Source organism: Solibacillus sp. GQ1, from assembly GCF_059758555.1.
This window is the reverse complement of sequence record NZ_JCAXEX010000004.1, coordinates 99,718-121,738: the sequence shown is the minus strand read 5'-3', so window position 1 is coordinate 121,738 and position 22,021 is coordinate 99,718. Positions and strand designations below refer to the sequence as shown.

General features: G+C 36.2%; 22 protein-coding genes. 11 read left to right on the top strand and 11 right to left on the bottom strand.

Annotated elements, in window-relative coordinates; all coding sequences use genetic code 11:
* Positions 1–314 precede the first annotated feature (314 nt).
* On the top strand, positions 315–2,573 hold the full coding sequence (locus tag AC6CH1_RS15975; protein ID WP_498318456.1) for a S9 family peptidase: 2,259 nt from the start codon (positions 315–317) through the stop codon (positions 2,571–2,573).
* Positions 2,574–2,658: 85 nt separating this feature from the next.
* Here AC6CH1_RS15975 and AC6CH1_RS15970 read toward each other — a convergent pair whose 3' ends face one another.
* The 5 genes from AC6CH1_RS15970 to AC6CH1_RS15950 form a co-directional block, all read right to left on the bottom strand.
* Positions 2,659–3,375 (bottom strand): dihydropteridine reductase, encoded by a 717-nt coding sequence (locus tag AC6CH1_RS15970; RefSeq protein WP_498318454.1) that lies wholly within the window; start codon positions 3,373–3,375, stop codon positions 2,659–2,661.
* Positions 3,376–3,575: 200 nt separating this feature from the next.
* Complete coding sequence (locus AC6CH1_RS15965; RefSeq protein WP_498318452.1) at positions 3,576–4,004, bottom strand: MarR family winged helix-turn-helix transcriptional regulator; 429 nt, start codon at positions 4,002–4,004, stop codon at positions 3,576–3,578.
* Between the two features lie 125 nt (positions 4,005–4,129).
* Complete coding sequence (locus AC6CH1_RS15960; RefSeq protein ID WP_498318450.1) at positions 4,130–4,759, bottom strand: nitroreductase family protein; 630 nt, start codon at positions 4,757–4,759, stop codon at positions 4,130–4,132.
* A gap of 295 nt (positions 4,760–5,054) precedes the next feature.
* Positions 5,055–5,312 carry a hypothetical protein gene (locus AC6CH1_RS15955; protein WP_498318449.1) on the bottom strand — a complete coding sequence of 86 codons (258 nt, stop codon included), beginning with the start codon at positions 5,310–5,312 and terminating at the stop codon, positions 5,055–5,057.
* A gap of 163 nt (positions 5,313–5,475) precedes the next feature.
* Positions 5,476–6,165, bottom strand: coding sequence for a hypothetical protein (locus AC6CH1_RS15950; RefSeq protein ID WP_435368085.1), 690 nt, complete (start codon positions 6,163–6,165; stop codon positions 5,476–5,478).
* A gap of 244 nt (positions 6,166–6,409) precedes the next feature.
* Between AC6CH1_RS15950 and AC6CH1_RS15945 the strand changes: the two genes are divergently transcribed.
* Positions 6,410–6,607, top strand: coding sequence for a hypothetical protein (locus AC6CH1_RS15945; protein WP_251690756.1), 198 nt, complete (start codon positions 6,410–6,412; stop codon positions 6,605–6,607).
* A gap of 146 nt (positions 6,608–6,753) precedes the next feature.
* Positions 6,754–7,707 carry a zinc-binding dehydrogenase gene (locus AC6CH1_RS15940; protein ID WP_498318446.1) on the top strand — a complete coding sequence of 318 codons (954 nt, stop codon included), beginning with the start codon at positions 6,754–6,756 and terminating at the stop codon, positions 7,705–7,707.
* 126 nt (positions 7,708–7,833) lie between these two features.
* On the opposite strand, the gene AC6CH1_RS15935 is transcribed toward AC6CH1_RS15940, so the two are convergent.
* Positions 7,834–9,879: a methyl-accepting chemotaxis protein gene (locus AC6CH1_RS15935; protein ID WP_498318444.1), complete on the bottom strand. Its 2,046-nt coding sequence runs from the start codon at positions 9,877–9,879 to the stop codon at positions 7,834–7,836.
* 324 nt (positions 9,880–10,203) lie between these two features.
* Here AC6CH1_RS15935 and AC6CH1_RS15930 point away from each other — a divergent pair, with 324 nt between their 5' ends.
* A complete protein-coding gene (locus AC6CH1_RS15930; RefSeq protein WP_498318442.1) occupies positions 10,204–11,106 on the top strand; it encodes an NAD(P)/FAD-dependent oxidoreductase in 903 nt (300 codons plus the stop codon).
* 219 nt (positions 11,107–11,325) lie between these two features.
* Positions 11,326–12,177, top strand: coding sequence for a DegV family protein (locus tag AC6CH1_RS15925; RefSeq protein WP_498318440.1), 852 nt, complete (start codon positions 11,326–11,328; stop codon positions 12,175–12,177).
* 181 nt (positions 12,178–12,358) lie between these two features.
* Here the strand turns inward: AC6CH1_RS15925 and AC6CH1_RS15920 are convergent, their stop codons facing one another.
* Positions 12,359–13,093: a YqcI/YcgG family protein gene (locus AC6CH1_RS15920; protein WP_498318438.1), complete on the bottom strand. Its 735-nt coding sequence runs from the start codon at positions 13,091–13,093 to the stop codon at positions 12,359–12,361.
* Between the two features lie 166 nt (positions 13,094–13,259).
* On the opposite strand from AC6CH1_RS15920, the gene AC6CH1_RS15915 reads away from it, so the two are divergent.
* The 6 genes from AC6CH1_RS15915 (at position 13,260) to AC6CH1_RS15890 (ending at position 17,746) form a co-directional block, all read left to right on the top strand.
* Positions 13,260–14,114 carry a dimethylarginine dimethylaminohydrolase family protein gene (locus AC6CH1_RS15915; RefSeq protein WP_498318436.1) on the top strand — a complete coding sequence of 285 codons (855 nt, stop codon included), beginning with the start codon at positions 13,260–13,262 and terminating at the stop codon, positions 14,112–14,114.
* 168 nt (positions 14,115–14,282) lie between these two features.
* Entirely contained in the window at positions 14,283–15,134 is an 852-nt protein-coding gene (locus AC6CH1_RS15910) for a DegV family protein (RefSeq protein WP_498318434.1), read from the top strand.
* 705 nt (positions 15,135–15,839) lie between these two features.
* Positions 15,840–15,983 carry a hypothetical protein gene (locus AC6CH1_RS15905; protein ID WP_014822645.1) on the top strand — a complete coding sequence of 48 codons (144 nt, stop codon included), beginning with the start codon at positions 15,840–15,842 and terminating at the stop codon, positions 15,981–15,983.
* 105 nt (positions 15,984–16,088) lie between these two features.
* Positions 16,089–16,310: a DUF2829 domain-containing protein gene (locus AC6CH1_RS15900; RefSeq protein ID WP_014822646.1), complete on the top strand. Its 222-nt coding sequence runs from the start codon at positions 16,089–16,091 to the stop codon at positions 16,308–16,310.
* Positions 16,311–16,367: 57 nt separating this feature from the next.
* Positions 16,368–17,090: a 3-oxoacyl-ACP reductase gene (locus AC6CH1_RS15895; RefSeq protein WP_498318432.1), complete on the top strand. Its 723-nt coding sequence runs from the start codon at positions 16,368–16,370 to the stop codon at positions 17,088–17,090.
* 152 nt (positions 17,091–17,242) lie between these two features.
* Complete coding sequence (locus AC6CH1_RS15890) at positions 17,243–17,746, top strand: QueT transporter family protein (RefSeq protein ID WP_498318430.1); 504 nt, start codon at positions 17,243–17,245, stop codon at positions 17,744–17,746.
* A gap of 77 nt (positions 17,747–17,823) precedes the next feature.
* Here the strand turns inward: AC6CH1_RS15890 and splB are convergent, their stop codons facing one another.
* From splB to AC6CH1_RS15870, 4 genes are all read right to left on the bottom strand, one after another.
* Positions 17,824–18,852, bottom strand: a complete 1,029-nt coding sequence (gene splB / locus AC6CH1_RS15885) for a spore photoproduct lyase (protein WP_251690747.1) — start codon at positions 18,850–18,852, stop codon at positions 17,824–17,826.
* A gap of 222 nt (positions 18,853–19,074) precedes the next feature.
* Positions 19,075–20,139, bottom strand: coding sequence for a polysaccharide pyruvyl transferase family protein (locus tag AC6CH1_RS15880; RefSeq protein ID WP_498318428.1), 1,065 nt, complete (start codon positions 20,137–20,139; stop codon positions 19,075–19,077).
* Positions 20,136–21,278, bottom strand: a complete 1,143-nt coding sequence (locus tag AC6CH1_RS15875; protein WP_498318426.1) for a glycosyltransferase — start codon at positions 21,276–21,278, stop codon at positions 20,136–20,138. Before AC6CH1_RS15875 ends, AC6CH1_RS15880 begins: the two co-directional genes overlap by 4 nt.
* Positions 21,271–21,969: a glycosyltransferase family 2 protein gene (locus tag AC6CH1_RS15870; protein WP_498318424.1), complete on the bottom strand. Its 699-nt coding sequence runs from the start codon at positions 21,967–21,969 to the stop codon at positions 21,271–21,273. The genes AC6CH1_RS15875 and AC6CH1_RS15870 overlap by 8 nt, the downstream gene beginning before the upstream one ends.
* Positions 21,970–22,021 lie beyond the last annotated feature (52 nt).

Here is a 22,021-nt window from a genome sequence, read left to right as displayed (position 1 = left end):
GCTTTTTTGTTGTTTTAAAATGAAAACATAACTTGTCAATATCATTAATTTACAGGAAGCATAATAACAAATGGGGATGAAAAGAAGCTGCCTTGAGCGTGACCTTCTTTAAAATATTTGAATGCTCCTGTTATTTCACTAAACTTGAGAAAATCAATAATATACGTTTGTGCTACAAAGAAGTTTCAAAAATATGTATTGTTATGGAATTTAAATTTATAAATATGTAAAAATATTGAATAATTTGAATTATATGTTACATAAATAATTCTGTGAGTTATTATTAAATTTATATTAATCAAGGAGGGGATATTGTGAAAAAAACCTTTTTATCAGTTATGTTAACGATGTCATTATTAGTCTCGTTACCATTTTCAGCTTTAGCAAACAATTCTACAAATGAGTTAGCAGCAAGTCAAGAGTCACGAGTAACCATTGATGCTTTTCTTGAAGAAGCTGTCACAGCTTTAACATTTCAGCATGCATCAGACTATATGAGAGCAGAAGTCATCGGAAATTGGCTTGGTGATTATGAGTTCGAAAATACAAGCAACTATATTACTGAAAATCAGTCTGCACTTATTTTAGTAAAAGCACTTGGTGCAGAAACAAATGAGGAAACGCTCGATGATTATAGAAAAACAGCTGAAAAACTAGGCTTATTTAAAGGTATTTCGGATTTCCAGCCGATTACAAAAGCAAAGGTTTCCAAAATGTTTAGTAATGTAAAGCAATATCAAAACAAAGATATTAATAACACAGGGGTACAGGAAATCTCTGTCGAAGATTTTATGCGAAATCCCGGTAGTTTAGGTTATCAAATGTCTCCAGATGGCCAATACATCGCTTACGCTGCTGAATGGCAAAGTCGCTTAAATGTGTTTATAAAGAACATGGCTGATGAGAGCGAGCCTGTGCGAGTAACAAGTACAACTGATCGAGATATTGCGGGGCTTTTCTGGAAAGATAATAGTATGTATTATTTGAAGGATAACGGGGGAGACGAAAATTATCATATTTACTCGTCTACATTTAACGGTGCAGAAGAAAAAGATTTAACGCCGTACCCGAATGTTGTTGTACTTCCTATTGATTATTTAAAAGATGTTGAAGATGAAATTTTAATCATGATGAACAAAGAAGATGCAACGGTATTTGATGTTTATAAATTAAACTTAAAGACAGGTGCAACAAAGTTAGTGGCAAAAAATCCTGGGAATATTTTAAGCTGGATTCCCGATAGCAAAGGACAAATTCGAATGGCTGTAGCATCTGACGGTGTAGTAGGTGCTGTTTTATATCGTGAAACAGAAGAAGAGGAGTTCCAGCCCTTTATTTCGATTGATGCTGGTGAAACAGTTTCACCGCTAGGATTTTCTCGAGACAATCAATCTATTTATGCCGTATCTGATAAGGGTCGAGATAAAGCGGCCCTAGTAAAATATGATTTAGAGGGCAAAGAAGAAGTAGTTTTCTCAAACCCACTCGTAGATATTTCAGGGGCTCTTTACAGCTCAACAAAAGATCAACTTCTTTACGCTGCGTATATCACGGATAAAGTTCACTATAATTTCTTCGATAGCGAGTTTGAAAATCTTTTCAATAAAATGAAAGACCAACTCGGTGTAAGTGCAAGTGAATTTGGAATTAACGATTACAATAAGGAAATGACGAAATTTATCGTAAGTGTTTCAAGCGATACTGTGTATGGAAAGTATTATTATTATGACGCTGAAACAGAAACAATGACATTATTAACAGAGTTAGGCTCATGGTTGGATGCTGGTAATTTAGCGGAGATGCGTTCTATTTCCTATGAAGCGAGAGACGGTCTAATAATCCATGGTTATTTAACACTACCAAAAAATAAATTAGCTGAAAATTTACCGTTAGTTGTCATTCCGCATGGTGGACCATGGGCACGTGATATGTGGGGCTTTAATAATGAAGTACAGCTATTAGCTAATCAAGGCTATGCAGTTCTCCAAGTGAACTTTAGATCATCCACAGGCTACGGGAAAGATTTCCTTGAAGCGGGCAACAAACAATGGGGATTAAAAATTCAGGATGATATTACAGATGGGGTTCAATGGGCAATTGATTTAGGCATTGCTGATGCAGAAAAAATCGGTATTTACGGTGCTTCCTTTGGGGGGTATGCAACTTTGGCCGGTATAACATTCACACCAGACTTATATGCCGCAGCTGTTGATTATGTAGGGGTTTCAAACATCTTTACATTACTGGAAACAATCCCTCCATATTGGGAAACACAACGAAATATGTTCTATGAGCGTGTAGGCCACCCTGAAAAAGATAAGGAACTGTTAAAAGCTGCTTCACCGGTTTTCCATGTCGATAAAATCAAAACACCTTTATTTGTAGCACAAGGGGCGAATGATCCACGTGTGAATAAACAAGAATCAGACCAAATCGTACAGGCACTTAAAAATAGAGGTGTGGAAGTTGAGTATATGGTAAAAGATAATGAAGGACACGGCTTTGCAAATGAAGAAAACCGAATTGAATTTTATAACGCATTGGTAGACTTCTTTGCGGAATATTTAAAGTAAACTATAAAAAATCTATAGAATATTAAAAACGGGGTTATCCGAAAAGCAGAATACTTTTTCGGATAGCCCCGTTTCATATAATTAATTAAATTGTAGATTCAACCGGGAAGAAATTAGGTAATTGTCGTTCACGTTTATCAAGGACAATTTGTTCCGGTTTGATTCCTTGCTCACGCAACACGTCAATGTTTTGCATAATAAACTCGTCGCTGCCGACAACATAAAATAGTCCGTCCTGATCTGCAGCAAGTTTTTTAGCTTCTTCATAGTAATCTTTTCGATTATCAACATACTGTGATGTGAAATTTTTATCAGGTGCAGATTCAAAAACATCAGTAAATAAGAAGTTCTTTGTTGAATCAATATTAAGAGAATGAATGCGATTGATGTTATCAGGGCGTTCCAAATAAGTAAGTACAAGCGGTCTGAACGTTGCAAGACCTACACCGGAAGATAATAAATAAATATTTTTATCTTCTCTTTTCAGGGGTACATTTGAATGGATTTTAAATAGTGCAACTTTATCGCCGACTTTTAGATTTCTTAAAATCGATTTAAATTCAGAGCACAGTTCTCTTATGCGAGTTGTAATCCCGACAGTCTGCTCATTTGGTAACGTGGAGATGGACATATGACGAACTAAGCTTTTATTTGGCTGATCACCAGCATTGAAACCTTCTAAAGCAAGGTGTGTATGTGCACCTTCTTCCCATGTAAAACCTTCAGGAAGGTCGAGCAAAAACGTTTTAACTTCTGATGTTTCATCAATAATTTTGTTTATTTTCGTCCAGTATATTTGCATAAAACATTCTCCTTAAATAATGCTTATTTTCTTTATAGTTATAGTATATCACAGATGATAAACATTCTCATTTAAAATCATCCGTAATTACGTTAATTTATTGGAAACGCCAGTAGTAGAAAGGGTTATGAGAGCAATAAAAGAAGAACGATTTCCTGGATACAGAAAATCGTTCTTCTTATTTTATTATTATGCAACGATTAAAGCTTCTCTACATTATGGTTTAAGCGCGTAAGAAACTGTTTAAGCTGCTGTAATTCGCTATCTGAAAAATCCTCATATAAATCATTCAGAAACTGATCTTTAAACATTGTGCAACCTTCAAGTAATGCTCGTCCTTTATCGGTAATCGTTACAAGAACTTCTCGGTTGTTTTTTGCATTGCGTTGTCGTTCCACATATTGCTGTTCTTCAAGCAGCTTTAAATGGCGCGTAATTGCAGATTGATCGATAGCTAAGGATTGTTGCAGAACCTTTTGAGAAACGCTTCCTTTTTTTAATAAAGAAACTAATATCTCATATCTCGTTAAACTGACTTCTGTTCTTTTTTCAAATATTTGCGTTACATGACGGTCTAATCTTTTTAACATCAAGATCATCTGTTTTTTATCATCCAAACAAACTTCCATACTATACCTCCTTACATTGATTGCTCTTCGTTCCAAGTATCCCTATATGGTAGCATTTCCGTTCATTCGGATAAAGTCTAAAAAATTTCAATCGAACATGTCAGGCAAAGGACCCTATAAGTCCATTAGCTAGAAAAACGAATAATTTGTTCGAATGGTAAACGAGATGAATTACGTGCTGGCATAGCAGCTTTTCCGATAGCGATTAAAATCATCGGAACCTCATTGGCAGGTAACTCATATTTTTTAGCGAATGCTGCTTTATCAAAGCCGCCCATTATTACTGTGTCATAGCCCATATCCTTCGCTAAAAGTACGATTTGCATAGAAATTAAACCTGAATCCAAATGTGCAATATTACTGCGTTCAGCATCAGAAAAATTGCTGTACGATGCTTCGGAATTTGAAATCATCATATCTGCAATTTCACGTGGCATATAGCCCAACTCAACATTTAAATCGTTAATTTGCTTGGCATTTTTATACATTTCGATATCGCCGATGACTGCAATAATTGCAGAGGATGTTTCAATTTGTTCCTGATTAAATCCAGCGATGCGCAACTCTTTCTTTTGCTCCTGATCGTCAATAACAAGGAAGCGCCAAGGCTGCAGATTACTTGATGATGGAGCTGTTGTTGCCTGTTGAAGTATATGTTGAATTGTCTCGCGAGGAATCGCAACACCAGATTCATATTTACGAACCGATTTACGTTCATCCATTAATTTTTCTAAAGCTGATTTTTGTTGTGACATTTTTTTCACCCTTCTTTATCGAAATTAGAATAGGTTTTTATTTTATTTGATGAGTCAATTATTGACAAGTCATATGTCTTATTCAAATTTGGATAGCGGAAAGATATAAAATAAATTAGCTCGCAGCAGCAAAGAAAGACCGAGTATAAAAATATACGAGCAGTCTTCTATAGTATTTAAATCAAATGTAAGGGGACTTATGGAATTCCCGCAAGGAGCTATTCGTTTTTTGGGGGAGGTTAAAAAAATCATATGAAAAAGACAGGGGGAATAAATTCCTCCTGCCTAAAAATTCTTAATCTTGTTCCTTATAGTGTTCGGATAATTGATTGTTCAAGCGTTCTAATTGAGTGATTTGTGAATGGGGAAATCCATCTATTTTCGTTTTTTGAGAACACATCCAACATGAACAGTGAATTTTCCCTTTTGCAAAATATCCGGTATAGCGAGCATGCCATCCAATTTGTTTCGCAATTTTAAGTTTCCGTTGAATGACTCTTTCTCGCTGATGTCGATAATAGGCTCGACTACGATTTTTAGTATGTGGTTTCATTACCATCAACTCCTTGGGTTAGGGCTCAGCCTGTAAAAGTCCCCCAAAGAATAAATTGGACCGTTACAGGCTGAGTATGATGGCAATAAATATTTTGTTAAGGTTCATATCAGTCACTCCTGGTTAAAATATTTATTTTAATTATACATTAAATGTTGTGTTATTAATAAGAGTTGTGTGGACACATAAATCGGTAAAAGAATTGCATTACAATTGCTGATGCGATCATATCGGACATAGCCAATGCCTCGGCTTCAATTTCATCAAACAATTCAATATCCGTTTGATAATCTTTTTGAATCATTGTCACGGCTTCTTTTTTAGTTAACTCTAAATGTTTATAGAACATTTCCTGCAGTGCATCCTTATATAAGTATGGATTTAGATTGCTTAAAAATAAAACAATGTCATCCGCATTTTTATACCATTCTTTTTCTTTAGCATTCACCGTGTTTGTATCTCCTTTGACTGCAGCTGTTACAAGTTCGGCAGCAATGACTAGGTGAGCTTGAATAAGCTTAGCGTAGTAATCCGCAATTTGGTCGCCATAAAATGGGCGCAGACAATTGCCTAAGTCAGTTGCGTTTTGCAGGAGGCGCTTTTGGACAAATGGTAAATCAGGCAATTGGAACACAATGCTAATAATCGTCATTCTGGTCCAATTGACATGCTCCATCCAAAGTAATCGATTCATTGCCATATAGTCTGCCTCTGTTTTACTGATACAACGCTGATCAAGATTGCTCTGTTGCCGAGTTAAAAAATGACGAAGCGGTGCAGTATATTGGGAAAAGGGTTGCGCATAGGAAGCGCTAAGCGGATAAGTAAAACCATTTGTATAAAAAGGATACACTCATACCATTCCTCTCAACTTTTAGATTCAATAGTAATATGAATTTGGGCTTTTTTATTAGCATACTCATCCGCATCGGCGTTTGTGAAAGTGTTCGAGAGGATTTCATGTTAGATTCAATGGAGAAGCGACAAATTGGCAAGATAACGCAACCGAACTGCGTGAAATTTACAGCAAAGCTTTTAGATAAACAATGGGATAGAAATTTACTTTCCACACACACTGTTAGTGGAGGTGAGTTGAAATGGGTAACAATAAACATAAAAACAATAAAACTCAGGATAACAAAAAACAGCAGAACCAAAATCAAAATGCTAACAGACCACGAGCAAACAGAGAAGAATTTGCTCAGGAAGTAAACTTTAACCAAAATCAAAATCAAAATCAAAATCAAAATCAAAATCGTAATAAAAACCAAAAACAGAATAATAAAGACTGTTAAGATATTCTAAAGCCTAGCCCCAACATTTTTGGGGTTTGGTTTTTTTTACGTCTGCTGGAATCGGTTTACGTGCTATAAAAAAGGTTGATTTGATTTGAAATGAAGAGGGTATTCTAGGATGGAACTGAATATTGGGAGGCGATTTTGTGAAAGGCTGGTTATTTTCAGGTACAAATAAACCATTAGAATTGATTGAGAAAGAAGATCCAAAAGCAATACCGGGTCATGTTGTAATTGATGTGAAAGCTGCTGGACTATGCCACTCAGATGTAGCGGCATTGCAGGATCCAGGCTGGATGCCACTTTTCCCTAATGGGCCTGTTATTATGGGGCATGAGTTCGCCGGGGTAGTGATTGAAGTTGGTGAAGGTGTGAAAAACATTAAAGTCGGGGACCGTGTTGGCGTTAACCCGATGGATAGAGCAACGAAAGTAACTGCCGGATATAACTATGATGGTGGTTATGCGGAAAAAGTGCGTGTTCCTGTGCATCAATGTGTGATTATCCCTGAGGGCGTTTCCTTTGTAGAAGGTGCAGCTTCAACAGATGCAGGTATCACAGCTTATCGTGCTCTTTTTAGTATCGGGCAAGCGAAAGAAGGTACAAAATTAGGAATCATCGGAATCGGCGGACTTGGACAATTTGCTCTACAAATGGCATTAATTAAAGGGTGTGAAGTATATGCAACCGATGTTTCTCCAGATGCACGTAAACTTGCTGATGAACTGGGTGCCCATAAAGTTTACGATACGATTTTAGAGATGAAAGAAGCTGAATGTGATGTCATTGTTGACTTTGCCGGTTTTGGACAAACAACGTCTGATGCATTGGAAGCTGTAAAAGTACAAGGCACAGTTGTAATTGTTGGTATGGGGAAACTGGAATCCAATATCAATACGTATTTAATGATTACAAAAGAAATTAAACTTTTAGGAAGCAATGGTGGATCGGTAGAAGACTTACAAGGAGTATATGATTGCTTCGCTACTGGTAAAATGAGTCCGAATCTGATTACTATTCCATTTGGAGAAGTCGACAAAGGTATCGAGAAACTGAAAAATCATGAAGTAAAAGGTCGTTTAGTAGCAGTATTTGAGTAGTAAATTTAAGATCATCCTATTTAAACCGTTACGACATAAAAATAGCAGTTCAAATTTTATATAAAGTAAAATTTGAACTGCTTGTTATTTTTGACAGGTTGACCTTTATTGTTTTGTAATTGCTTACTATAGCTTAAATTTTGAAACAGATTCAGATAATTTTTCAACTTGTTTATTTAAGTGCGTAGCATGCGTCGTTACTTCAGAAGTAGCTGATGTTTGTTCTTCGATTGAACTCGCAATTTCCTGCGTCTCTGCTGTAACCTCTGTTGTCATTTCATTAACAACTGTTATTGAAGAGACAACGACATTTTTTTGCTGCTGCATTGTTGAAACATTTTCCATCGTGTTTGAAATCGACATTTTCATATTTTCCAATGTATCGGAAAGCTGTTTAATTGCATTATCTACAGTATTAACTGCTAACTTCTGATCTTCGCTAATCTCATTTGTCTGCTTCATTACTTGAACGAGTTGCTGAGTATCCTCTAAAATACTAAGAATGATTTGCTGAATATTAGTTGTTGCAGCTTTTGAACTTTCTGCTAGGCTTCTTACTTCATCTGCTACAACTGCAAAACCTTTCCCGTGCTCACCTGCTCGAGCAGCTTCAATCGAAGCATTAAGCGCAAGTAAATTTGTTTGTTCAGTAATTTGGGCAATTACATCTGTTACTTTCGAAATGGATTTCGTTTTTCCGTCTAACTGTCCGGTTACGACCGTTACTTCATTGAAAGCTCGCTCTAAATTCGCATAAGATGTTTCCAATTGTTGCACTTTATCAATACTTGTATGCACTTCTACCAATGCTTCGTCAGCATCATTTACCATTTGCTGAGTTTTTAGTTCTATAGATTCAATACCATCAGCCAATACATGAATAGCTGTAGAACCATCATGCATTTTTTCTGCCTGTGTGCTCGTATTCATTGCAATTTCTTCAATGCTGTTTGAGACATTATTTAACGCTTGCTCATTTTCCTTGGCAATAATAGCTAAACTGTTAGAAGAATGCTGGATTTCCATTGAATTTTCATTTACTTGGTTAATTAAATTACGAACTTCATCAAGCATATTGTTGTATTGATTGGCTAAGTCTGCAATTTCATCATTTGACTTTGTTTCGAAACGTGAAATAAAGTCACCGCTTGCTGTTTTTTCAAATACTACTTTAAAGCTATTTAAAATATCCACTAATTTTCGTGCCATGAAATAGGCGAATAAACATCCTATTATCAAACCAATCGCTAATGAAATCCAGCCTGCAATCGTTAATTTATTTAACTGTTGCACATAACTATCCTCATCTACTAAAGAAACAATTTGCCAGTTATTTTTCTCGATAACTTGTATTTCACCTGTATAATTCACGTCATTCCATACAAACTGTTCAATTTGGTTGTTCCCATTTTTAGCATCTGACATCCAATTAAACTTTTTCTCTAATTCGGAAGTATCTAATAGATCGGTAACGCCAGTAATCTTGCCGGAATTATCGGCAATGATATTCTTACCGTCCCCATCTTCGATAAATGAAGATACAATCAATCCATTTGGATCGACAATCATTAATTTTGAAGATGATTTTGCTTCGATCCCTTCACGAATCTCACCAATTGTAGAGAAGTCAATATCATAGCCGACCGCACCGACAAGTTTATCATCTTTAAATACCGGGGCAATAACAGAAGTCATTAACTTGTTAATACCAGTATCCAAATAGACGTCCATCCATTGCATGTTGGGGTTTGCATTCAATTTTGCAAATGTTTGAGAGTCACGTACATCCCACTCATAATCTATTCCAGGTGTAGAATGCAGTTTGCCGGAATTAAAATCCATGAAGTAGACGGATAAGTAATTTTCATTGTTCTCTTTTATAGTGCTAGTAATTTTATCGATATGTAAAAAATCCACTTGATCTTTTTGTAAAATCGTTTCAATAACCTGACCGAATTGTAAAAGGTTTGTTTCATAAGTTTCCAAACCTAATGACACTTGATCCACAGCATTTTTAGCATTATTAGCAGAAGTCTGTTCATTTTCTTCGGTTAATATATTTCGTACTGTCCACTGACTAAATAAAACAGTGATGGCGACCGCTGAAATAATTGCGAGTGAAATCAACACTATCCACTGGGTTTTTATCTTGAAATTTTTTAGTATATGCATTTTCATCTACCTTTTACCTATGTATTGACTTTCATCCCAAAATGAGGGTATTAAAGACGAATATTAGAATATATTATTATGGGACTTATGTCTATCTATATTTCGGAAAATTATAATATATATTTAAAAGTTATAATTTTTTGATTTATTTTATTATTCATTGCATTTTATGAAATATTTTATATGAAAATTTACGACTAAAGGATAGTTCTGGATTTTTGGTTCAAAATATCCAAGATAGGGCATATAAAAATTATTGATGTTTTTTCTATATAAGTACTGGGAATTTAATGAAATTAGAAACAAAATGAGTGGGTGATAATAATGGATGTATTGGATTGTATTATAATCGGCGGGGGACCGGCTGGATTAAGTGCCAGTTTAGTTTTAGGCAGGGCTAGAAGAGAAGTTGTATTATTCGATGATAACACGAATCGCAATCGCGTGACGCATGAGGCTCGTGGATTTATTACACGGGATCGGACCAATCCTCTGGAGTTTAGAGAAATAGGATTAAAAGAATTGGAGAACTATCCATCAGTATCCTACGTAAACGCAACAGTTACTGAAATAACCAAGGATAAAGATGAAAGATATATTGTCAAAGCATCTAATAAGAAGGAGTATATGACAGAAAAAGTTATACTGGCCACAGGCATTCAAGAGGTTTTTTTCATACCTAGCATAAGAAACTACTACGGAAAAAGTTTATTTAGCTGTCCATACTGCGATGGTTGGGAACAGCGGGATAAGCCTTTGGTGGTCATCGCGGAAAAAGAAGACCATGTGTTGCATTTGACTAAATTAATATATAACTGGTCGAAGGATTTAGTTGTTTTAACAAATGGCCTTGAACTTTCGAAAGAGGCGGCATCACAGTTAGAAAAACGGAATATCGAAATAATAGAAGATCGGATAAAAACTTTAATTGGTAATGACGGGTTTTTAGAAAAAATAGAATTTGAATCAGGAGAAATGCTTCAACGCTCTTTTGGTTTTGTAGCGCCAACATATTACCGTCCGAATAAGCTTGTGGAAATGTTAGGTTGTGAGGTACATGAAAATGGAAAAGTCATAACGGATGGGGTTGGCAGAACTTCTGAGAAAAATGTCTATATCGCTGGAGAAACTGAAACAGCCCGACCGTCTTCATTAATGATTTCGGCCGCCAGAGGAAATAAAGCCGCAGTTTCAGTAAATGTCGATCTTACGGAGGAACGTTTTTAATCAGGGAATAGAAAAAGAGCAATAAATTTACGAAACGGATTTTTGAAAAAGAATTCGTTTTTTTCTATTGAGTATGTCTAAACAGGTTATGCTAATCTATCTCTTACATATAAATATATTAGAGGTTTATTTAATCTATAAATAAGTTGATATTACAGTAAAAACTATCGAAAATAATAAGTACGCAGAAATGGCTGCGTTAATTGGAAGGTGTATACGATGAGAAAGATTATTTTATCAACTGACAGTGGGGCAGATTTACCGAAAGAACTGGTTGAAAAATATCAAATTCAAGTAGCTCCTATGCATATCATTATGGATGGGAAAGATTATTTGGACGGGGAACTCTCTGTAGAGGAAGTTTTTGATTATTATAGTCGTACTAAGAAAATTCCATCTACTGCAGCTACTAATGTACAGGAATATTATGATTTATTTTCAAAAATCAGATCTAATTTTCCGGATAGTATTATTATTCATATTGGGTGCACATCAAAAGCAACTGTCACTTTTCAAAGCGCGGTCATTGCATCAAAAGAATTTGACGATATTTTCCTTGTGGACTCATTAAATATAACAGGAGGATTAGCTGCGATCGTTATGTATGCAGCCATTCTGCTTGAAAATGAACCTTCCATTGACCATATTCGCTTAATAGAGAAAATAGAATACTTTGTTCCGAAAACACGGCTTGCGATTCTACCAGGTAGTCTTGATTTTTTGAAAGCAGGTGGAAGAGTCAGTAATCTTGTTTATCTTGGGGGAGCATTGTTGAAAATAAAGCCCTGCATTGAATTAAAAGAGGGGAACCTTGTTTCAAAAAGAAACTATCGCGGGAAGATGAGTATAGTAGCAGAAAAATTTATGCGTGATTTTTTAAATGAATATAATATTGATAGAAAGCTGCTATTTTTGATTTACTCAATAGGACTTGATGAAAGTATTAAAACCCGGATGGTTGAAATTGCAAGGGGAAAAGGATTCGAAGATGTGAAATGGATGCAAGCGGGAGCTGGAATATCTACACATGCTGGTCCAGGAGGAGTTGGTATTGCTGGATTAGAATATTAGCTCGCAAAAAGTTATAACGTTTCGATAATTGAGGGGTAGATACAGTATAGATAAAATTGTATGGATATCGGCCTTGCCCTTATTATGTCATTTCGTTTGAAAAGAGAGCGTTAGCCTGAAAATAAATAGATAAAAGAACGAATCCTCACAGTGGATTCGTTCTTTTATTATAAATATAAACTCATAGCGATGATTTGTGCTGGAAAGGGCATTTACCTTGGATAGGTATGATATCGTCGCCGATAAAGGATTGTTTCCATTCGTTATGTGTCGGATCTCCAAAATGTCCGATATCGGGATGCTTCGGAAGCTGATCCCAAACTTCCACACGTTTCCGCACTTTTTCCCTGGACATAATACCGCCTTTTTCGGTACCCTCTAAACCTTGGAATATTTTACGAGGCTGAAATCCGAGTACCATTGCATTTCCTAAATGGCGGGTTTTGCGCTTCTTATATGCAGGAGCATTTCCAAATACAAAGATAGGCTCTCCAGCGAAATGGAAATCCCACAAATAATGGTCCGGGTCACGAGGACTGTTTTCCGGCCATTCTACTTTATCGACTGTATGTAGGTACTGGAGGATATCCCAAAACTGTTGACGGTAATCATCTAGCGCCCCTTCTTTTTCAAAAGGCTCAACAAATACAAAGAGACCGTGCCTTTTATAATCGGGCTGTTTAAATAAATCTAAAAAACCTTCTACTGCGAGAGGTAAGTTACTCCAGTCATCCTGTGCAATATACGCATAGCGAAGTTCGCCTTTTAATTCGCCGCTCATTCCAAAAAAGCACGGGAATGTTTTATCTGTTACTGTATTATGAAAAGTTTCATATTCTTTATAGAGCCAACTTGGCAAGTCCGTTCGATTGTGGAAATCTTCTTTTGTTAATAGTGCTTGCCCTTTCGTAATCATACTATCTCCTCCGTTAATGTTCTTCGCCTAATTCTTATTGCAATTCCATACCCCAACGAAAATTTCTTAAAACAATAGTATTCACCTTGTAATGATCACAAAGAGTTTTTGAAATCGCAAAAACAGGGAATAGTATAAGGTGAATCAAGAACTTGGAGGATGACTTATGGTAAAAATATTTTCGAAGCAATCCCAAATAGTATGTCAAAGTGAGTATGGAACTTTAAAAAAGGTCGTGTTATGCGAACCTAAATATATGGAAATTAAAGAAGTAATTAATGATGTTCAAAAAAAATATATGAAAGATAATATTGATCAAGATCTTGCGATAGCCCAGCATCGAAAGTTTGAACAAACGCTTCGCAATGCTGGTGTGGAAGTAATTAAACTACCACCTAGTAAAGACCATCCGGAACAAGTATTTACAAGAGATATTGGTTTTACTATTGGTGATCAGTTGTTTGTTTCAGAGATGGCAAACTCTATACGTCAAGGTGAAAAAGAAGTACTGGCGCAATGGCTGAATGAAAGTGAAATTTCTTATCATAACCTTTCTGTACATTCTATTGAAGGTGGCGATGTGATTATTGACGGCAATAGAGTTTTTGTTGGAATTAGTGATCGCACATGCAAAAGAGCCATTCAAAATTTACAAAAAGAACTGCCCGGTTATGAAATTCTTCCAATACCGTTTAACCCAAAATATTTACATTTAGACTGTGTATTCAATATTCTTTCATCAAAAGATGCACTTATTTTTCCGGATGCATTCAAACCAGAAGTAGTCAAACTTTTGTCTAGTATGTATCACTTAATCGAAGTAAGCGAAAACGAGCAGTTTTCAATGGGGACAAACGTACTTTCTATTGGACAAAATCGTGTGCTGAGCTTGCCGGTTAACCGTGATGTGAATTATCAAATGAGACAGCATGGCTATGAAGTGCTGGAAGTCGACTTTTCAGAAATCATTAAATCGGGAGGCTCGTTCAGATGCTGTTCGATGCCAATTGTAAGGCAGTAAAATTTGATGCCTTAACATTTTCCTAATTCGCATTCGATTTTAATATATGTATTTAATACAACGCTCATTCTAAAAGTTGTGCATCCCGCATTTCCTTTTTAGTGTATATTTAAGGTGAATACGCAAAAAAGATTGCAGCAGTGACTGCATTTTTGAAAGGAAGGTACAATGAAAAGAATTATTTTATCGACTGAGAGTGGTGCAGATATACCGAAGGACCTAGTTGAAAAACATCAAATTCAAGTAGTACCGATGCACGTTATTATGGATGGAAAAGATTATTTGGACGGTGAGCTGTCTGTAGAAGAAGTTTTTGATTTTTATGATCAAACGAAAAAAATTCCGTCTACAGCTGCGACAAATACCCATGAATATCAAGGTTTGTTTACAAATATTCGATTAAAGTTTCCTGAAAGCATTATCATTCACATTGGCTATACGTCAAAAGCATCTGCTTCCTTTCAAAGTGCGGTTATTGCAGCAGAAGATTTTGACGATCTTTTCCTGATTGATGCATTAAATGTAACGGGGGGATTAGGTGCAGTAGTGATGTATGCAGCAAATCTACTTGAAGAAGAGCCTGACATTAGCCATGAGCACTTAATTGCAAAAGTTGAATCAATTGTCCCTAAAACAAGGCTGGCTTTCCTGCCCGGAAGTTTAGACTTTTTAAAAGCAGGGGGACGGGTCAGTAATATTGCATATATCGGTGGTGCATTGCTTAAAATAAAGCCTTGCATTGAGTTAAAAGAAGGTAAGCTCGTTTCAACTAGAAAATACCGTGGCAAGATGGACATTGTTGCTGAAAAACTTATGAGGGATTATTTAAATGAATACAATATTGATCGGAAGCAATTATATTTAATCTACTCGATAGAACTTGATGAACAGATTAAGAAGCGTTTAGAAGAAGTCGTGAAGGAAGCCGGTTTCGAAAATGTAAGGTGGATCCAGGCCGGTGCGATGATTTCAACTCATGCGGGTCCTGGAGGATTTGGTATTGCTGGAATCGAATCATAAAAAATAAGAAAGAACCTGGAGTTTTTAATTCCAGGTTCTTTTTTTGATTATCACTTTTGCTCCTCCATGACACACTGCCTCGCTTTCAGATTAAATTTTAGATTACTCCAAAAATATTCTGTTTAAGCTCATTCAGTTTTCGTTGGTCCTTTTGAGATTGATCTTTCGCACTCATCGGGTTAACCCTCCAGTCACTTAGATTTGAAGTGAAATCTTTAATAGTATAGGCCGTATTTCATTTTTTAAACATTAATCGCAAAAAAAAATTAAAATTATGAGGTGTTCAATTGTATCATCTGAACAATAAGAAAGAACCTGGAGTTTTTAATTCCAGGTTCTTATTTTGATTACCACTTATGATCCTCCATGACACACTGCCTCGCTTTCAGATTAATTTTAGATTGCTCCAAAAATACTCTGTGTAAGCTTATTCAGTTTTTGTTGGTCCTTTTGAGATTGATCATTCGCACTCATCGGGTTAACCCTCCCAGTCACTTAGATTTGAAGTGAAATCTTTAATAGTATAGGTCATATATCATTTTCTATACAAAAAGTTTTAAAACTTCTCCGGAAAATAATTTGGATTCCAAGCGTTAAAAATTGTCTTCATATAAATAAATTGGTGTTCAGTTGATTACAGCATACATTCATTAAATATAAGCAAAATAGATAAGAATCCAATTCGTTTTTAGGAGGTGAAAAAGTATGGCGAAAAAAAGTAAAACGAGCTTCACTAAGAACAAAAAAGAAAAAAAGGATACGAATCGCCGTGAAGAGTATTCGAAAGAGTTTAATCAGGTAATTCACAATAACCCGCCGCAAGAAGTTACAAAGCATAGAGGAACATAAGGATGCCATGCACCGGGATATCTTTTTGATGCCCGGTGCATGTGATTTCCGCAACTTATTGTTATAATATGTATAAGAAATATGAATACATAAAGGAAGATGAATATGACATTTGAAGAAATTTTGCCTCGTTTAAAAAATGGTGAGAAAATAATCCGTAAAGGCTGGGGCGGTGCTGAACTATATGTAAAATATGTGCCTGCGACTACATTGGATGGCTTGGATATGAACCCGTATTTTGTTATTAATGTAACAGGTGAAGGGTATACGATGTTTACACCGACGGTTTGTGATATTTTAGCGGATGATTGGGAAATCGTTCTATAAGTAATTTATGCTGGCTTGTTTTTATGCAAGTCAGTTATTTTTTTGGAGGGAATTACAGTGGAAAAGCAATTTAAAAATAAAGTCGTCGTTATAACAGGTGCTGCATCTGGAATCGGACGAGCGCAAGCTGCTGCCTTTTTAAATAAAGGGGCTACTGTTATTGGAATCGATATTCAGAAAGCAGATTTAACAGACTACAAGTATCATCACTATGCAGGAAGTGTAACAGATCAACAGTTTATTGAAAAAACGATTGGACAATTAGAATCAATAGATATTTTATGTAATACTGCCGGTATCCTTGATGGTTATGTCCCGTCACTTGAAACAGAAGAAGCACTTTGGGACAAAATCTTTAATGTGAATGTAAAAGGGATGTTCTTAGTAACGAATGCAGTATTGAAGAAAATGCTTAACCAAAAGCGCGGTGTTATCGTAAATATGGCATCGATTGCAGGAATGATTGCTGGTGGCGGGGGAGCGGCATATACCGCTTCCAAACATGCTGTAATCGGTTATACAAAACAGCTTTCCTATGATTATTGTAAGGAAGGAATACGTGTCAACGGAATTGCACCGGGTGCAATTGAAACACCGATGAATGCGGCCGATTTTGAAGGGTCAGGCGAAATGGCGAAGTTAGTAGCAGAGCAAACACCTGCGGGCAGATGGGCCAAACCGGAAGAGGTTGCAAATGTTACGTTATTTTTAGCGAGTGAAGCAAGCGATTATATGCATGCAACAATTTTACCGATTGATGGTGGATGGATGAACAAATAAAGTATTGCCATTATTTAATATTTACTCCATAATGAATGGGTGCAAAATCACACTATGGCACTTTGGCAGGGTACTAGCACCCATGCTCCTTTGGTCATAGTTATCAGTAAAATAGCCAATACAAGCTATTTTATAAAGGAGGAAATTAAATAATGGAAAATTCTGTTTCATCATCACGTGTCAGCGTGCATGAAACAGCTAAAGTTGCGATCGTTGCTTCTCTTTATGTAGCAGTGACGCTTGTTTTGGCTGTCATAAGTTTCGGAGCCGTACAATTAAGGCTGTCGGAGATGTTTAACTATTTAGTTCTGTTCCATAAACGTTACATAGTAGCAGTAACATTAGGTGTGGTCATTGCAAACTTCTTTTCGCCGATGTGGTGGGTTGATGTACCGGTAGGTGGGATCGCTACACTGATTGTGTTAGTAATTTGCCGTATCATTACAAAAAATATGAAAAACTTAGTGTTGAAAATTATTGTAACTGGAGTTATTTTTACGGCATCCATGTTTACAGTTGCAGCCCAGCTGATGATTGTTTTTGATCTGCCATTTTGGCCAACGTACGGAATGGTAGCAGTGGGAGAAGCCTTTTCAATGCTAGTAGGCGGCGTCACAATTTATTTATTGCAAAAGAAAATTGATTTTACAAAATAAAAATTAAAAATCCGTTAAATATAAGAAGCAGACAGTTCAAAGTTGAACGTGTCTGCTTTTGCTTTTCTTCGTATTATTTACGTGAAATACTCAAGTTTCGCATTTGGAAAGAACTTTTCCATATAGCTGTAGAGCTTTTCTTTCATTTCATCCTCTTCGTTCTTTTGATAAATATACTTACTAATTCCGTATTTCCCCCACTTCACGCGTCTTACAGATTCGTCCAATTTTAGCTTCGTCTTCGGATAGTTTTTATTAATCACATTTTTAGCAGCCTTTGTAAAACGGTGCTGAATAAATTCGAATGTAATATCTTCCCTAACGTCTTGGGGGAGTTCGGCGTCAAGTCGTTCAAACATATGATAGTAACCTTCCTGCCATCCTTCATGAAGGTAAATGGGTGCTACGATAAACCCAAGAGGGTAACCCGCTCTCGCTACTTTGCCGGCTGCTTCAATTCGCTGGGCGAGCGAAGATGTACCCGGTTCGAAATTTTTTATGACATAATCCGCATTAATACTAAAACGAAATCTTGTATGACCATTATGTTTTGCATCGAGTAAATGATCAACATGATGAAATTTCGTAACAAACCTTAACCTGCCCAACTCAGTTTGGCCGAAATGCTCTATCGCTTTCTTTAATGAATGTGTTAAATGATCCAACCCTACAATATCGGAAGTACAGGCCGCTTCAAACCGGGTGATTTCAGGAGCACGTTCTTCAATATATTGATCCGCTGCTTCAAATATTTCCTCGACATTCACATATGTGCGAATGTACGGTTTGCTTCCCATTGTTGTTTGTAAATAGCAATAATGACAGTGACCCATACACCCTGTAGCAAGCGGAATAGCATATTCAGCGGATGGCTTGGACGTATCAAACTTCAAAGTTTTGCGAATACCAACGACAAGTGTAGATTTTGCGATTCGATACTTTTGCAAATCAGTGTCTCCGGGGAAGTTTCGTATTTGGTTATGAGAGGTTGTATAACGTATCTCAATGCCCAACGCTTCAAACTTTTCTTTTAATTCTTTGCCGAGCGGATAGTCCAATGCTTTCGGTTCAAAATAAACAAGCTGCGGCACGAAAGGTTTATTCATGTTTTTTTGCACAACACCTTTCTTTTAGATTTGCATTAGTTTGCCTTAAGAAAGCAGCATTTATGAGGTGGTAATTATTGCAGTATCTAGCTTATTTCTTTCCTTTTATATGTAATTTTCTCGAAAAAAAAAGACTCCTTAAAATTCGCTAATCAGTCTTGAACCAACCAGTATCCTGAGCCCGAGTTGTTGAAGATAGGAGTCTTGTTTAAATATATAAGCTTAAAAGTAATAATTTGTGAAAGGTGATTCTAAAAGTGGGGTGCATGTTTGTTGGGTAGTATTGTATTGCTTAACTGGCATTAATTCATTCTTCTCAATCATCGCGATACGATCCATTAGTTCATCCGTTAATTGCTTCGAACTTGTGGAAACGACTAAATCCAGTAATCCAAGCAGTGCTGCAAAATCAAAAACTTTGAAGCGATAGCCTAGTGGAATCGCTGGTATACCTGCAGCCATAGATAGTAAATTGGCATGGAGTTTAAAGTTTATCGTTGCAGTACACGTCGATAATTTATTAATCATTTGCTGTTCGGTATAAAGGTTTTTGTCTAACTGTACATTTTCTGTGTCGCCGATTTTATTATAAAGTCTTTCACAATGGGATATATCGTCTGACCACATCGTGTATATCAGTATTTTATAACCCTTGTCAATTAGTCTTTTTACTGCTACGACTAACTGGTCTTCTACTGAACTTTCATTTGCTCCATATAAGCGATTAAATGTTGTTCCCCAATTGATTCCGATGATTTTTTCTTGGACATGAGGCTTCAATGCGTCTTTATTTTGTAATAGTAAAGCGGGATCGCCAATTATTTTAACCTTTTCGGATTTTTCTTTGCCCACCATAATTTCGATCGCTTTTTTTGTTAGAGGACCTCGAACACCTACAAAAAGCGCATGCTCCAAAACTTCTTCCAGTACATCAATATCTTTTTGTTTAAAGTTTTGTTCTAATGAAGCCAGTTGATCATTTATCAATAAATTTAGATTTGATTCTTCAATCCAATCTAACCCGGATCCCCATATGAGTACTGATTTTTCTTTATGAATAGCATTTTGAAGAATTTGAAGGTAGCCCGGCAATAATAATGAGCCTCCGCCTAATACAACCGTATCAAATTCGTCGAGATTTTTTAAATCAGTTCCGGGCATTGATGGCTTAACAATGATTTTATCTTTATCCAAGTATTTGGTGCATGTATCTCTGAAAATATGCCATAACAGTTCATCACCCAAATTATTAAACCCGATCCAGCCTATATATAAAACCTTTTTCATTTTTCCATCCCACCTTTTATTGTCTCGGAATAAACTTTCAATGTTTCTTTTACTACATTATTAATGTTAAACAGTTCCTCGGCTATTTCTCTTGCTGTAATCCCGTTTAGTTTAAGGTGATTTTGATCCATCAGGATTTTCTTCAAATCATCCCGTAATAAATGTCTGCTGCAAGCTGCTTTTGATCCGTGGTCTCCAAAATAATGACTCCAGGCATCTTCGAAATTGTTTATATCCACAATCCCAAAATACCCGTGGTTGCCGACTGCAACAACTTGTTTTTCTGAAGCCATAGCCTCTAAAGCTACACGGCCTGTGCCTACAACACAATCTGCTGCTGAGTAATAGGGGTGCATATTTTTTTGCTCTCCTACTATATGGATAAAAGCCTCATCACACATTTCTTCAATCATTCGAGCTAATGATTTTATCTCGCTCAATTTATTGCCGTCACCCACTATAATGACATGAAGATTAGGGATAGTATTTAATTTGAGATCTTTGCAAGCTCTTAAAAAAATAGAACAAACTTGTGCTTTTGCCCATGTGATTCTGCTGGCATAGAGAAGAACTGGAGCATCTTCAGGTATTTTCAATTCACTTCTAACATCTTTTACAGCGGAATTTCTTGGATAATCCTCTAAATTGATTCCGTTTGGTATTAAATAAGGGTTTTCTATATCAAATGTTTTTATATAATTGCATAAAGGAGGGCTCACACAGATGACTGCATCGGATAATTTAAGGAGCTCTTGTATTTCATGGTTAGGATAATACGTTCCGTGTATTGTGATGACGGTAGGGATATTTCTGTTTTCGGCCGCTTTACCAGCTAAATATCCTGAAGGGGTCTGATGAATATGAACATGGGTAATATTTTCGGTCTCGATAATTTTCTCAACTTCTTTTACTAATGTAATTTCATGATCTTTTTCCAAAGAGATTGATTTTGGAAACTCGATTGAATAAATAGGGCAATTTAATGCTTCAAATGCATCAACTAAACTACCGGTTTTATTTGCTGCAATCGCCACAAAAATATTATTTTTAACCAGTTCTTTTGCCAACCCTAATACATGAGTTTCGGTTCCCCCGATATATAAAGCATCTACTACTAGTAAAATCCTTTCGTCAGCCACTCTTTTCACCTCCATAAAAAGTTTTGGAACGTTGTTGATCATGTTTCCGGTAGTAATATAAAATGTCTTTCAGATTCTCTATTTTTAATTTTGCATTTAAAAATTTAACGAAGAATTCATAATCTTCTGCTCCGACAATTCTTCGAGTCGGGCCACCAAGCAAATCAAATACTTTTCCGCGAAATAAAATTGTTCCGTGACACACACAGTGACCTCCTGCTTCGTAACATTTCCGTATAGACTCACCATACTTCAACCAGTCGGCCGTTTTACCGAGCACTTCCAAGTTTTCATCATAAAATACTTGGTAATTTGATCCGACTAAATCGTAATCTGGATTGTTTAACAAAAAATCTACTTGTTTTTCAAAACGCAGAGGGTGCGAAATATCATCTGCATCATTAACTGCAATATACTCGCCGGAACTCATAAAATAGCCGATTGTTAGGGCCCCGGCAAAGCCTGTATTTACAGGTAGATTACATACAATAACCGAAAAAGGAGGTTTTGTATTTTCCAGCCAGTCTTCAACTATTTTGGATGTATTGTCAGTTGACGCATCATTTATAAGAATGACTTCCATTTTATTGTATTTTTGCGACTGAAGACCGTCTAGGCAATTTACTATAAATTGCGCGGCATTATAGCATGGAATAACTACACTTACTAATCCTTCTTGTCTTTCCTTCATAGCTCTCACCTCAGTAATAGGATATGAATCTTATTTCACAAAAATTGTGCGG